The following is a 13,574-nucleotide window of genomic DNA, read 5'->3' as shown; positions in this document are numbered from 1 at the left end:
GCGCTCCCACGGTGTTTGCTGGGGGGACGGAAGAACCGCGTCCGCGGGGACCGCCGTACGCCAGGAGGAACAGAAGAATGAAGTTCGCCCAGATCATCGACTTCGAGACGCAGCGTATCGACGAGGCACGCGACCTGCTGCGCGCCTACGAGGAGCAGGCCCGTGCGCAGGGCCGCACCGGTGCACCGACGGCCCGCACCCTGCTCCGGGACCGGGCCAATCCCAACCGCTATCTCGCCGTCGTCGAGTTCGACTCGCACGAGGCGGCCATGGCCAACAGCAGCGCGCCCGAGACCAGCGAACTGGCCGAGCAGCTGTCGGCCCTGATGACGAGGCCGACCGTCTACACCGACTGCGACGTCCACGACGAGTGAACTGCGGGGATCCGGGCGCCCGGGATGGCCGCGCGCCCGGATCCCGTACCAACAGGACCGGTCGGCCGACGAGTTGAATGACATACGGCAGGCCTCCCACCACGTGGGCCGGGAAGGGGCAGGCGGTAGCCTCGGGTGGCATGAGCATGCTTCAGTGCCGCGCGGCGACGAAGAAGGGCAGCCGGTGTCAGATCGAGGCCCGGCCCTCGGGCCTGTGTCACACTCATGATCCGGAGGTTCGGTGCCGGGTGATCAACGCCAAGGGCCGGCCCTGTGTGATCGCCTCCGGGGGCGGCCCGTGCGAGCGGCATCAGGGAGGGCAGCAGGCCCCGGTCGAGCAGGCATTGAAGGACGTGCCGCTCTACGAGCCGACCGGGGCGGAGAGCCTCTTCGCCTGCGCACCGGCGCAGGCTCCGGTCGTGGTGCGACCGGAGCCCCGGGAAGAGCCCCCGGTGGCCCGCTTGACGTACGCGTTCGTCGAACGGACCTTCAACTTCACCTGACCGTCGCGGGGCGGGGGCCGTCGCGCGGGACGGGATCAGGGGCGGATCAGTAGCCCCAGCGCTGTCCGACGCTGCTGTCCTGGCGGCAGTGGATCGTGCGGCCGTTGGCGTCCCGGCCGGAGGTTCCGACGTCGGCCTTCCTGCAGATCTGGCCGGCCTTGTAGCAGTTCCCGGCGTTGGAGCGCGGGTAGCAATCGGTGCTCGCCCCGGTGGGCTCGGGAGCGGGGGCCTGGGTGCGCGTACGGGTCGGAGCGGGAGGTGCGGGCGCAGGCTCGGTGGCGGCCGGGGCCGGCGCTGTGGTCCTGGCAGCGGGAGCCTCTGTGGTGGCCGCGGGAGTCGGTGCGGCCGAGGCGGGAAGGGCGCTCGGGGTGTTGCTCGGGCTCGTGGTCGGGAAGGCCGGCGTCGCCGAAGCGGCGGCGCCGGCCGTGACGCTCGCGCTCGGGGTGCCGGTGACGGATCCGGTGGCGCTCGGGTCGCATGCGGCGAGCAGGAGGACGGCGGATATGACGGCGAACAGGCCCCCGCATCTCTTCTTGAGGTTTTCCGTGCTGCTGGTCCACTGCATCGCCATTGAAGGGCTCCTGAGTCGCGAGAACACTTAGAACGGCGATCAAGCTACATACAACGGCGGGTCGAGCACCGGTGAGTCACCGGATTGAGATGCGCGGACGAAGTCCCTTCGTTCTCGCGGGATCGGGTTCAGTCCGCGTCCTCGTGGACACGGCTCCCGTCGCGGTGTGTGAGGAGGCCGGTCAGGCGGCGGGCCGGGGTCGAGGGGTCGGCCGGGTGGAGCAGTTCGGTGCGGTGGACCAGACGGGGGTGCCGGACCGGGACCGCCGTAACGCCGGGGAGGGCGGCGGCCAGCGGCAGGGGGAGCACGGCGAGGCCGTGATCTGCCGCGGCGAGTGCGGCCAAGCCGTGGATGTCGGTGCCGAGATGGCGGAACCGGGGACGGAATCCGTCCGCTCCGCAGACGGCGCGCAGCCGGTCGAGGGGGACGGCCGTGTCCGGGGAGTCGATCCACTGGGCCTGCGCCAGGTCGGTCAGCCGCACCGCGTCCCGCTCCGCCAGTGGATGGCCGTCCGGGAAGATGACCGCCAGGGGCCCTTCGGATGCGGCGAGCGTGACGGTCGGGCCGAGGTCCGGCAGCGGCAGAGGGTCGCTGGGTGCGGCCACGCCGTCGAGGAGGCCGAGGTCGGCGCGTGCCGTCAGTACTTCCTCGATCACTGCCTCCCGGCCCACCACCCGTACTTCGACGTCCACGCGGGCGGAGGCCCGCAGCCGGGCGAGGGCCCGGGCCACGGGTGCGCCGAGCGCGGCGGGGGAGCAGGCGAGGGTCAGCCGGTCGGAGGGGGCACGGTGCAGACGGGCGAGGTCGGCGCGGGCGGCTTCCAGGCGCAGCAGCAACGCGGGAGCGTGTTCCATCAGCCGGGCGCCGGCCGGTGTGGCGGCCACCGGACGGCGCTCGACCAGCCGGGTGCCCAGATCCGCCTCGAGCGCGGCGATGTGCTGGGAGACGGCGGACTGGGTGTAGCCGAGGGCCGAGGCCGCGAGGGAGAAGGAGCGGTGGTCGAGGACCGCGACGAACGTGCGGAGGAGATGCGGATCCATGCCCATCAGTATCGCTAATGCACGGACCGGGAATCATCGTTGGACCTGATGTCCTGGAGTCCGCAGGATGGATTCCATGAACAGCACCCCGACGTACCGGACGGTGAGCGAGTCCTCGCGATCCACCGCCCTCACCGCCCGCATCGGCCCCACCGCCCGCATCGCCCTCGTCGGCGACCGCTCCGAGGCCGTCCGCGCCCACGCCCGGATCCCCGGGCTGCTCCAGGCGCTCCGGCTGCGCGAAGGGCTGGACCTCGACGCCTATTGGATCCCCACCGAGGACGCCGGTCAGGGCATGGACGGCTTCGATGCCGTCTGGGTGCTGCCGGGCAGTCCTTACCGCAGCGAGGCCGGAGTCCTCTCGGCGATCCGGGCCGCGCGCGAGGGCGGCATCCCCTTCCTGGGCACCTGTGGGGGTTTCCAGCACGCCCTGCTGGAGTTCGCCCGCAACGTCTGCGGCCTGGACCGCGCCGCGCACGCCGAGAACGACCCGGCCACCGTGCAGGCGGACGCCGTGGTCGTCCCGCTGGCCTGCTCACTGGTCGGCCACGAGGGCACTGTCCGGGTCACTCCCGGATCGCGCGCCGCTCAACTGCTGGGGGCCGACCGCACGCAGGCGCGGTACCACTGCAGCTACGGTCCCAATCCGCACCACCTGGACCTCCTGCGGGCCCATGGCCTGACCTTCACGGGCGCTGACGACTCAGGCGACATCCGCATCGCCGAACTGGCCGGACACCCCTTCTTCCTGGCCACCCTCTTCCAGCCCGAACTCGACGGCGACGGCACCCGCGCCCACCCGCTGATCGTCGGACTCGCCGCGGCCGCCGTGGAGCACGCCCGCGGCCGCCGCCAGGCCGTCTCAGAGCGTCGGCTTCGTCCCGCGGGCGTCAGCGCGCGGCCGGTCCGCTCGTCAGGCTCGCCCAACTGCCGCCCTTCACCGCGTACACCGTCAGCCGGCGGTTGACCGTGTCTCCGGCCCCGTCGAAGGCGACGCGGCCCGTCACGCCGTCGAAGGCCAGCCCCGCCACGGCCTGGGGCAGCTTCGCGCGGGCATCGCCGGGGAGGGTGCCGTTGTTGGCCGCCACGACGGCCTTCACCGCCTCGATGAGGGTCCAGGTCGCGTCGTACGCGTAGGGGCCGTACCAGCCGGCCGCCTCCGGGTACCCCGCCTTCCCGTACCGGGAGAGGAAGTCCTGCCCCGCCGACGATTCCTCGGCGGCCACGCCGATGTTGGTGGCGAGGTCGCCCTCGGCCTTCGGGTTCGAGGTGAGGTACTGCTGGTCGAAGATGCCGTCGCCGCCCATCAGGGGGACGGTGACCCCGGCTTCCTCGAGTTGCTGGGACAGCGGTGCTGCCGCGTCGTAGTAGCCCCCGAAGTAGACGGCATCGGCTCCGGAGGACCGCACCCTCGCGGCGAGGCCCGCGAAGGCGCGTTCCGCGGGGTCGACCTGCTCGGTGCCGACGACGGTCCCGCCGAGCTTCGTGAACTCGGCCGTGAAACCGGCGGTGAGAGCGGTGCCGTGGGCGCTCGCGTCGTCCACCACGTAGAGCTTGCTCCTCTTCGCCTTGTCGTGCAGGTACCGGGCGGCGAACGGCCCCTGGTCGATGTCGGTGGCGACGGTGCGGAAATAGGTGGAGTAGGGGCGGGACCTGGTACCCGCGGCCCAGTCGGGGCCCAGCGTGAGCACGGGGTCGGTGTTGCCCGGGGACACGACGGCCATGTTGGCCTGCGCGAGCGGTGCCACCAGAGTCTTGGCGACTCCGGAGTTGAGGGGTCCGACGACGCCCAGCACCTTCTCGTCGGACACGAACCGGGCGGCGTTCGGTTCGCCCTGGGCGGGGTCGGCCCCGTCGTCCAGGGCCTTGATCTCGAAGTGCACGCCGGGGACATGCCCGGATTCGTTGGCGGTCCTGACCGCGAGGTCGGCGGAGTTCTTGATGCCGACGCCCATCGAGGACAGCGCGCCGCCGCCGCTGAGCGGTGCGTCCACCCCGATCACCACGGTCACGGAGGACGATCCTCCCGAGCCGCTGCCGGCCGCCCCGCCACCGCGGGGCGCGTCGTCGTCACGGGTGAGGGTCCAGGTCAGGACGGAGCTCGTGGCGAGCGTGGCCAGCACGGCGCTCAGCACCACGGCGCGCCGGGTGAGGGGCCGCCGACGGGTGGCCGCCGGCCCGCCCACGACCTCGACCGCGTCCTCGGCCGGGAGCTCCGGCACGGGGCGCCGCGGGGTGCCCGCGGCGGAACCGGGGTCCACGACCGTCGGGGTCGGCGGCGACGGCGTCGTCGACGGTGCCTGCTCCGGCGCCTCCGGAGCGGCAGCGGTCGTCACCGCGTCGGGTGGCGGTACGGGGGCCGTCCTCGGGTCGCGCGCAGGTGAGGTACCGGGGGAACCGGGCCCGGCTTCGTGCCCCCGCCCGGCGGACGCGTCGGGCCCGGTCGTGGCGGACCGCAGCACCGATGCCAGCATCTCGGCCGCTGCTCCGGCGTCCACGCGCTGCGCCGGATCCTTGGTGAGGAGCGCATCGAGCACGGGCGCCAGCGGGCCGGCGTGGACCGCCGGCCGGTACGGGCGCGTGAAAACGGCCACGGCGAGGGCGTGGAGCCCCTCCGCATCGAACGGCGGGCGCCCCTCGACGGCGTGGTACAGGGTCGCGCCGAGCGCCCACAGGTCGTTGGCAGGGGTCGGGCGCTTGCCCTCCAGCTGCTCCGGCGGCATGTACTGCGGCGTTCCGATGACCATTCCGCTGTGGCTCAGCTTGGTCGTCGCGTCCGCGAGGTGGGCGATGCCGAAGTCGGTGAGGACGACGCGGTCCTTGGTGAGGAGCACGTTGTCCGGCTTGATGTCGCGGTGGACGATCCGCGCCCGGTGCGCCTCGGCCAGTGCATCGAGCACGGCGGCGCCGATCTCGGCCACCCGCTGTACCGGCAGCCTGCCCCGGCTGCGGATGGTGGCTGCCAGGGACTGCCCGCGGATCAACTCCATCACGATGACGGGGACACCGTGGTGCTCCACGACGTCATGGATGGTGATGATCCCGGGGTGGCTGAGTGTGACCGCAGCGCGCGCCTCGCCGATGAAGCGCTGGAGCAGCGCCGCGCGGTCGCCGTCGTCCATGCCCGGCGGGAAGAGGATCTCCTTGACGGCCACTTCGCGTCCGAAGAGGTGCTGGTCGAGGCCACGCCATACCCGGCCCATACCGCCCTGGCCGATGCGTTCGACGAGCTGGTACCGGCCGGCGATGAGTTCGGGGTTGTGCTCGGTCACGCGCACACTCTAGGTCCTGCCGGGCCGATCGGGTGACGAAAAATGAATGGCTTGATCACACCGATGCGGACAGGCGATGGCTTCGCGCCGGGACCGGTCGGGGTCAGCGTCGGCGGCGGTCGAGTTCGCCGGGCGGGGTGTACAGCCTTCGCGCGGGGGACAACTTGTCGAAGCGGGCCTGCTGCCGGGCCCGTTCCTCCATCTGCAGCCCGTCGAGGTTCTTCGTCCGGGTGGCTCTGTCACTCCAGAGGAGGAACGCGACCAGTGCGGCGACGGGCAGTCCCAGACATGCATAGAAGACGATCAAGCCGTTCACAGCTCCCCCTGGCGAAGATCAACAAGCATGCCGAGTCTGCTCGCGGCGCGGGGCGCACGTCAAGGCCCAGGGGGAGAGCAGGTCCGCTCGGAGGCCGAAGGGGGCCCCTTCGGGGCGTGTGGTGTCGCTCGGCCTGTTTCAGCGCGCCACCGGCCGGGAGCTGTGGTGTCCGGTCCTGCCGGGACAGCGGAACCATCGGGCGACCCGCGACCCGCGACCCGCGACCCGCGACCGGCGACCGGCGACCGGCGACCGGCGACCGGCGACCGGCGACCCGCGACCCGCGAGGCCGCCGGACTGCTCCCGGCCAGGGCCGGGCACCAAGACCGCCACCCCTTGATCACGACTGAATGCTCGACCTGACGACGAATCTCCGACTCGGGTCACTCGGAGGTCTTGGGCTGGCGCACTGTGCTGGGATTCAGGTTGACGCAGCCAGGCTTGGCGCTGACGACGAACGGGGTGAGCTTGGACATCTTCTCCGAGCAGACGTAGCTCTTGAACCGGTCGGTGTCAGCTCCGACGTACGCAATGAGGAAGTTGTCAGGCGCACGCAACTCGGCTTCAACGGCGGCCCATTGGGCGTCCGGCACGGCTGCCACGCCGGCCGTGCCTTGGCCGCTCTGCAGGCCCTTGAACACCTTGGGCGTGTCCTTGCTGCCAGCGGTGAGCGTGGTGGCGGGGCGGGCGAAGTTGAGCTGGACGGTGCAGCCTGCCTGGGCCTTCTCCTTCGTGGCGAGGAAGGAGTTGACGGTTTCCAGGGAGCACACGGCACGGTCCGGGTTGAAGTAGGCGAGCACCTGGAGCTGGGGATCGCCGATGGGCGCCACGATACCGCTGACCGGCTTGAAGGACAGGGTGCGCCCGGAGGTGGTGTTGGTGACCGTCAGCTCCGCATCCGTCCTGATGAGGGCGGAGGAGAAGCCCGGTTTGTCGTTGGCGGTGTCCCTCTGCACGCCGGTCGTGCGGTAGGAGTAGGCGATGTCGAAGGTGTAGTTGTCGGCGTCCGTGACATGGGCGGTACCGGCGAAGTCGGCGGGCTGCGCCGGGGTGGTGGTCGCCCCGCCGGGCTCGGTCGCCGTGGCGGAAGCCTCTGCGGAGGATCCCACAGGGGACGGCTGGGAAGCAGTGTCCGCGGCGCCGGTCGCGGAGTTGGAGCAGGAGGTGAGGGCAAGGACTGCTGTGAGGGCGGCGGTGGCGGTGGCGGTGCCAAAGGCGGAGCGACGCATATGGTCTCCGGGCGTGACGATTGACAGTGGGAGTCTGCAGTGCGCAGGCGACGCTATCCACAACCACTGTGCCTACGTGCCGGTATGATCAAACGTCAGCCCATTTGGGGCCTGTCGTCCACGGCCTCTCGTCGTCAGGGCCGCAGGGTCGTCCACGGGCGTGAAGGTCTCCAAGGGGCGGGGCCCGGGGTGGGTGAGGCTGCGAGCGGGCGCCGCCCTCCCTCGCAGACCGGATGGATCTTGCTGGTCAGTCGCTCCGGAAGCCTTCTTGGCGGCAGTGTGGTGGCCGCGTACACAGGGTGGAGCATGAATGTGATGTCCTGCCACATACGCCGCTGAACTGGGGGCTTCTACGGTGTGGCCACACGGAACGTCCCCGCAGCCCCCCGGAAGTGGTGCACATGACCTCCCCCGCAACGGCCGCCGCACCGGCCCCGTCCGGCATACGGAGAATCGTCGCAGCGAGCCTGATCGGCACCACCGTCGAGTGGTACGACAACTCATCCGAACAGCGCTATGACCTGTGCTTTCCGTTCTTTTGAGCGCGAGCAGTCAGCACAGACCCGCACCGGAACGGCGCGTGCTCGTTATGCATGCCGGAAACCCGTACGTCGCCGCATCGGAGGTGACGCTTTCGCGACTGATGGCCGTCACGCGGAGTCACGCCTTGTGTCATCCTCGACGCTGTAGTCGGAGCCCTGTTCGAGACCGTTCGCACTGGTTCACCGCGGCACCTGCCCAGGGCGTGCGCCGCCTCCCCCGCCGTCGCGGTGAGCGCCACGACTCGCCTGCCGTACGATCCGGACTTCGAACGAGCGGTCTTGCTCATGTTGTGGCAGGCCTACATCGAATGCGCCGCGGTCCACTTGGACCCGATGCTTCACCTTGGCTGTGGATCACCAAGCTTCCCCTGGCCGCGCCGTAGGGGATGGGTCTGTAGGCAGCGAATCCTTCGAAGATCGCCATGTTCTGGAACTGGATCGGACGGTCCCAAGAGGATATCGCAGGCTTCCGCGAGGACTGGATGAACGGGACCCGCTACGGCGAGGTGAAGGGCTACGGCGGCGCTCCGATTCCAGCGCCGGAACTGCCCGTAGCCCGCCTGAAACCCCGAGGTCGTGTGCGCTGAACTGCGGCGATCAGGGAAGCGTGGTCACGTGAGTGGCCTCGGAGGTCCTTCCGCTTCAGATGCCCTTTCGGGAGTCGACGCGACTCCCGAAAGGGTTGGGCGATCTTGGCCGGGGATCTCAAGTGAGACAGTCTGTGGTCAGTTCTGGTCGGACGGATGCTGACACTTTGCTGACTCTACTGATGAGTAGTCAGATGGTGGGGGATCGGAGCAGAGCGTCGCTGCCGACCGCAGCAGAACTGGGCGATGCGCGTTGCACCGGATCCGTATCTCTCGTGGAAACCTCAGCCGAGCCGTCGGCTGGCTGTGGCGGTGGCCGCTGAATTCGGCGGTGGGGCCCAGTGTCGAAGTTGTGGGCAGTCGACAACGTGCGCCACGGGATGACTCCGGACGACCACCGGGACGCGAGCCGGCGCTTGGCCGGGCTTGTGTTGCCTGCCCGACTGTGGAGTGGCCCCGCAACACCTCGCCGTGCCCGTTCCACCCTCCGGCGCGACGATCTCGGCGTGATCCGAGGTCGCGCAGGGAGTATTCGCGGCGGGCGGCGTGCAGCCCTGTCGAACCCCAGCGGGATCATTGGGGCGACGGCAGTGAACGGAGCAACAGTCCCCCTGCCGGAGACCGCCCACGGCGCTGTCTGCGGCGTTCTACGGTCACTGTTTGGCGCGGGCCGCCGCAGGACCGAGCGCGACGCGCCCGATTGCACAAGAAGTCGCTGGTGTCCACGCGTCGCACGGGACGATGGCACCACACATCTGCTGACGAAGGGGTACTTCCCCTAACTGGATGGGCGCCTCGACTGCGCGCGGCCACGGGTCCTCGGCCATCAAGTGACCCGTCCGTGCAGTGCAATTAGCTATTCGTTAATGGGCTGCTGACGTATTGTTGACTCCTGGTGTGCCGGGAAGTCTGGTCGGCAGTTCAGGAGCCATGGGCTGTTCCATGGGCTCCGGCTCTCGCCTTGAAAGGCATCCCTCATGGCCGCCATACAGCAGCCCGCTGCGCCTGCGCCCCTGCCGGACGGCTCAGGCCGTCGGAGCCCGCGCCGCTCGGTCCTCTTCTTCGCGTTCGCCTTCGCTGTGATCGCAGACCCCGTCTCCTCCGTGGCGTACGCCATTGAGGCGGCGTTGCGTGCCCTGCACGGCGACCTCGCCTTGCTGCTGCCGACCATGTCGCTGGTCGTGGGCCTGGTCGTCGTGGTCACCGCCAACTACTGGCAGCTGGTGCGCCGCTTCCCCAAGGGAGGTGGGGCGGCAGCGGCGGCAGGGCGGGCCTTCGGGCCGCGCTGGACGTTCGTACCGATCGGCGCACTCGTCGTCGACTTCGTCCTGACCATCGGGATTTCCATCTCGGCCGCCGCCAGTGCCGTGATTGCCCTCTTCCCCGCAGCCGCAGCCTTCCGTATCCCGCTCGCCCTGCTCCTGTTGCTGGTCGTCGCCGGGTTGACCTGGTTCGGACACGGCGGGCGGCTGCTGTTCGCCGTCATGACCGTGCTCTTCGTGCTCGTCTGCGTCGCCGTACTCGTACACGGCTTCGTTTCGCCCCACACCATTGGTGAGGCCCCCGCCTCGACCGACCCGGGCCGCTCCGCCGCCCTCGCAGTCGTCCTCGCCTTCCCCGTCGCGATGGCCCTGGCCACCGGCATCGAGGCGCCGTCCACGGCCATCGCTCAGCTCGGCCAGCTCGACGACCGCCACCGTCGCCGCTTCGGGCGCGGTACGCTCGCCCTTCTCCTGGTCATCGTCGGCGGCCTCACCCTGGCCCTGACCGTGCTCGCCGTACGCCTGCGCATTGGCATCCCCGGTAAGGACTCCACCCAGATCGCCGACATCGCCCATGCCGCCACCGGCTCCGGCTGGCTCTACGGGGCCTTCCAGGTCACCAGTTCTTTGCTGCTCTTGGCCGCCGCCAGCTCCTCGTTCCAGGCCGGCCCCGGACTCCTCAAGGCCCTCGCCGGGTCTCCGGACCACCCGGGCGTCCTCCCGTCGGTGCTGGGCCGGACGAACCGCCACCACACGCCGTACTGGTCCGTCCTCGTCTACCTGGCCGCATCCGCCGTGATCATCGTGGCCGCTGCGGGGGAGGAGCAGGAACTGGTCCTCTTCTACGCGGTGGCGGTCTTCGTCAGCTTCCTTGTCGGGCTGCTGGCCATGACCCGCTTCGCCCGCAGCGAGGGTAAGACCGCCCTCGCCTGGCTCAACGGCCTGGCGGCCGTGGCGGTCGCCTTCACCCTGCTGGTGAACCTCCTCCGCGGCTGGCCCGTCCTCTCCCTGGTCGCCACCCTCGCCATCGGCGGAGCCTTCTACCTCCGCTGGGTCCGAGCCGGACGTCCCTCCGGCATCGAGGACGTGGAAGCCCGCGCCGCTTAAGTCGACCCGCCCGGCCAGGGCGCTGGCGGTCACCAGCACCGGGCGGTCCGCGGGTGCGTGGCGGACCGCGTTGCCGACGAGGTTGGCCAGTACCCGTTCGAGCAGGGGCGGATCGGCCTGAAGCGCCGATACCGATTCGAGGTTCTGCACATCGATGGCGGGCCCGCTCCCGGGCGTCAGGTCCAGCGACTCCAGTGCGGCCGGCAGGACCTCCTCCAGCGTGGTGGCCCGCAGGCCGAGCGTGAGCGCGCCGGCTTGCAGGCGGCTGAGATCGAGCAGGTTCTCCACCAGGCGGTTGAGCCGGTTCAAGGACACCTCGGCGGACTCCAGGAGTTCCGCGCGGTCCTCGGCGGAGACCTCGACCTCCTGGTTGCGCAGCGAGCTGACCGAGGCCAGCGCCCCTGCCAAGGGGGTTCGCAGGTCGTGGCTCACGGCTCGGAGCAGGGCGGTGCGCAGGCGGTCGGCGGCCTTGATGGGTTCGACCTCGGCGGCGGCCTCGGCCAGCCGGGCTCGCTCGACCGCCGCGCCGACATGCGCGGCGAAGGCGGCCAGCACGCGTCGCTCGGAGGACGGCAGCGTACGACCGCGCAGGACGAGGAAGGCTTCGTGCCCGGCCGCCACCGCAAGGGCGGGGCCCGCCTCGCGACGGGCGGGACGTCCGCTCTCCGTTCCCGGACCGATGTCGGGCGGTTCGGGAGTCAGTTCGACGGTGTCCATGCTGAACGTCTCCCGAGTACGTTCCAGCAGGGCCGGAATCGTCTGGTCGCCTCGGATGATGCTGCCCGCGAGCGACGACATGGTTTCCGCTTCTGCCGTGGCCCCCGCGGCACGGCGGGAGAGGCGCAGGGACCGGTCCGCCGCGGCTGCCACGGTGGCGGCGACGACGGCGAAGACCACCAGCGCCAGCACACTGTCCGGGTCGCTCATGGTGAACTCGCCCACTGGCGCCATGAACCAGTAGTTGAGGAGCAGGGCAGCGGTGAGCGCCGCGATCAGAGCGGAGACCACCCCGCCGATGCAGGCCACGCCCACGACGGCCACGAGGAACAACAGCGCCTCGCTGGTGAGGTTCAGCGTGCCGCGCATGCGGTCGAGAGTGAGGGTGAGCAGTAAGGGGAGCAGTAGAGCGGCCACCGGTCCGGCGATGAGGCGGGACGTGGGGAGCGTACGGCGGCGGGAGGGGAGCAGCCGGCCGTGGCCGGGTCCTGGTACAGGCTGAGAGCCTCTTCAACGACGCGACGTCGCTCGTGCTCTTCCGAGTCGCGGTCGTCGTAGCCGTGGCCTCCGCCGGGGTGTCCTGGCAGGCCGCGGGCACCGAGTTCGCGCTGCTCGCCGGCGGCGGCGTCCTGGCCGGGGGAGTGGTTGCGGGTGTGGTGGCTCTGATCCGCCGCAGGACCGAGGACCCGGTACTGGAGACCGTCATAGCCCTGGTGACCCCGTACGCCGCCTACGTGCTGGCCGAGGAGGTGCACGCGTCCGGCGTGACCTCGGTCGTGGTGGCGGGCGTCGTGCTCGGCGGTCAGGCGGGCCGGTTCACCAACGCCCGCATCCGGATCCAGCTGCACGCCGTCAACGGCACCGTTGTCTTCCTGTTGGAGAGCGTCGTCTTCAGTCTCATCGGCCTCACCCTGCTCGGACAGGTCGCGGCGCTGACCGATGCCGACCGACTCTGGCCCCTGTACGCCCTCGTCGTCGCCGCGACCCTGATCGCCGTGCGCCTGCTGTGGGTACTGCCGCTCTCGGTCATCGTCGAGCGCAGTGCGGGTACGCGGCCCTCTTGGCGGGTGCCGGCCGTGCTGACCTGGGCGGGCACGCGCGGCGTCGTCCCGCTGGCCGCGGCTCTCTCCATCCCTGCCGCGGCGGACGACGGCAGCCTGCTGGGCCAGCGCCCGCTCGTCCTCGTACTGACCACATCGGTGGTGGTCGTCACCATGGTGCCCAGGGCTTCACCCTGGCCGATGTGGTCCGCCGCTCCGGCATCGCCCTCGAACCGGACCACACCGAACGCGAGGAGGCATCCGCCCGGTGCAGCCTTGCCGCCGCCGGGATCCGCCGCCTGGACGAGATGTCCGACATCGAAGCCGTACCGGACGTCGTGGCGGACCGTTTGCGACGCAGCCTGCAGGCCCGCCTCGACCATGCCCGCGACCGCTTGGATGAAGCCGACCTGGCGGAGTCCGCAGACCATGTCTACCGGCTGCTGCGCCGCGACCTGATCCGGGTGGAGGCCGTCGAACTCCAGCGGCTGTACGACGAACACCACATCAGCGACACCACCCGCCAACGGCTGCAGCGCTCACTGGACCTGGAGGAGGCGCGGCTGGACCTGGTGACCTGAGCCGTGCTCCCCAGCGCCGACGCGTCGCAGGGGCCTGGTGGACGTACAGCATCCGTTCCCAGGGGACGACGCGCTCGAAGGCAGGGCCGAGCGTGGGCCAGAAGCGCGCGGGAGTTTCGACGTACTGGCCGGCGAACCGCTTCAACGAGTCCGGTGCGAGGACGCCCGGGTCGCCGCGCAGCAGCACGTGGTCAGCGCAGCTGACGGCGAGGACACGGGGTTGATCCGGGCGGTCGGCCCACCAGTGGCCGACGCCCGTGGTCAGCACGTGCTCGGCGAGGGCGCCGGGACCGGGCGAGCCCGTGGGGAACCAGCTGCTCAGGGCCGGAAGTTGCCGCGGTGCGATTTCGATCACGACGTTCTCCAAATGGTGCTCGGCTACGAGAGCGGGGAGGCGGGGCCCATGCGTGCACGCGGGTTCGATCGCGGACCG

General features: G+C 70.7%; 9 protein-coding genes and 2 pseudogenes. 5 read left to right on the top strand and 6 right to left on the bottom strand.

The genetic code is table 11. The features are described 5' to 3' along the window. Window positions 1–77 precede the first annotated feature (77 nt). Together IE257_RS19005 and IE257_RS19000 are read left to right on the top strand one after the other, a co-directional pair. Window positions 78–374 (top strand): hypothetical protein, encoded by a 297-nt coding sequence (locus IE257_RS19005; RefSeq protein ID WP_189970074.1) that lies wholly within the window; start codon window positions 78–80, stop codon window positions 372–374. Between the two features lie 140 nt (window positions 375–514). Beyond that, complete coding sequence (locus IE257_RS19000) at window positions 515–877, top strand: DUF5763 domain-containing protein (RefSeq protein ID WP_189970072.1); 363 nt, start codon at window positions 515–517, stop codon at window positions 875–877. 46 nt (window positions 878–923) lie between these two features. On the opposite strand, the gene IE257_RS18995 is transcribed toward IE257_RS19000, so the two are convergent. Both IE257_RS18995 and IE257_RS18990 read right to left on the bottom strand, forming a co-directional pair. Further along, window positions 924–1,448, bottom strand: a complete 525-nt coding sequence (locus tag IE257_RS18995) for a hypothetical protein (protein ID WP_189970070.1) — start codon at window positions 1,446–1,448, stop codon at window positions 924–926. A gap of 128 nt (window positions 1,449–1,576) precedes the next feature. After that, the gene (locus tag IE257_RS18990) at window positions 1,577–2,488 is read right to left on the bottom strand and encodes a LysR family transcriptional regulator (RefSeq protein WP_189970068.1); all 912 of its coding nucleotides are present in this window, start codon (window positions 2,486–2,488) and stop codon (window positions 1,577–1,579) included. A gap of 76 nt (window positions 2,489–2,564) precedes the next feature. Between IE257_RS18990 and IE257_RS18985 the strand changes: the two genes are divergently transcribed. After that, window positions 2,565–3,455 (top strand): CTP synthase C-terminal region-related (seleno)protein, encoded by an 891-nt coding sequence (locus IE257_RS18985; RefSeq protein ID WP_189970067.1) that lies wholly within the window; start codon window positions 2,565–2,567, stop codon window positions 3,453–3,455. On the opposite strand, the gene IE257_RS39215 is transcribed toward IE257_RS18985, so the two are convergent. The 3 genes from IE257_RS39215 to IE257_RS18970 all read right to left on the bottom strand — a co-directional run bounded on the left by IE257_RS39215 (window position 3,379) and on the right by IE257_RS18970 (window position 7,185). Then, window positions 3,379–5,760, bottom strand: a complete 2,382-nt coding sequence (locus IE257_RS39215; RefSeq protein ID WP_189970065.1) for a bifunctional serine/threonine-protein kinase/ABC transporter substrate-binding protein — start codon at window positions 5,758–5,760, stop codon at window positions 3,379–3,381. The genes IE257_RS18985 and IE257_RS39215 overlap by 77 nt on opposite strands. A gap of 103 nt (window positions 5,761–5,863) precedes the next feature. Then, on the bottom strand, window positions 5,864–6,076 hold the full coding sequence (locus IE257_RS18975; protein ID WP_189970063.1) for a hypothetical protein: 213 nt from the start codon (window positions 6,074–6,076) through the stop codon (window positions 5,864–5,866). A 383-nt stretch (window positions 6,077–6,459) separates the two neighbouring features. Continuing rightward, a complete protein-coding gene (locus IE257_RS18970) occupies window positions 6,460–7,185 on the bottom strand; it encodes a hypothetical protein (protein WP_189970061.1) in 726 nt (241 codons plus the stop codon). A gap of 2,226 nt (window positions 7,186–9,411) precedes the next feature. Between IE257_RS18970 and IE257_RS18965 the strand changes: the two genes are divergently transcribed. Next, window positions 9,412–10,803, top strand: a complete 1,392-nt coding sequence (locus IE257_RS18965; RefSeq protein WP_229920489.1) for an amino acid permease — start codon at window positions 9,412–9,414, stop codon at window positions 10,801–10,803. Here the strand turns inward: IE257_RS18965 and IE257_RS18960 are convergent. Further along, window positions 10,801–12,003 (bottom strand): annotated as a pseudogene (locus IE257_RS18960) (ATP-binding protein); the annotation flags it as partial. The gene IE257_RS18965 and the pseudogene IE257_RS18960 sit on opposite strands and share 3 nt — an antisense overlap. On the opposite strand from IE257_RS18960, the pseudogene IE257_RS18955 reads away from it, so the two are divergent. Continuing rightward, a pseudogene (locus tag IE257_RS18955) lies at window positions 11,997–13,141 on the top strand (cation:proton antiporter domain-containing protein); the annotation flags it as partial. The pseudogenes IE257_RS18960 and IE257_RS18955 sit on opposite strands and share 7 nt — an antisense overlap. Window positions 13,142–13,574: the final 433 nt, after the last annotated feature.

It is taken from the genome of Streptomyces avidinii (assembly GCF_014650695.1).
Classification (GTDB): Bacteria; Actinomycetota; Actinomycetes; order Streptomycetales; family Streptomycetaceae; genus Streptomyces; species Streptomyces avidinii.
This window is presented reverse-complemented; position numbering and strand designations above follow the sequence as displayed.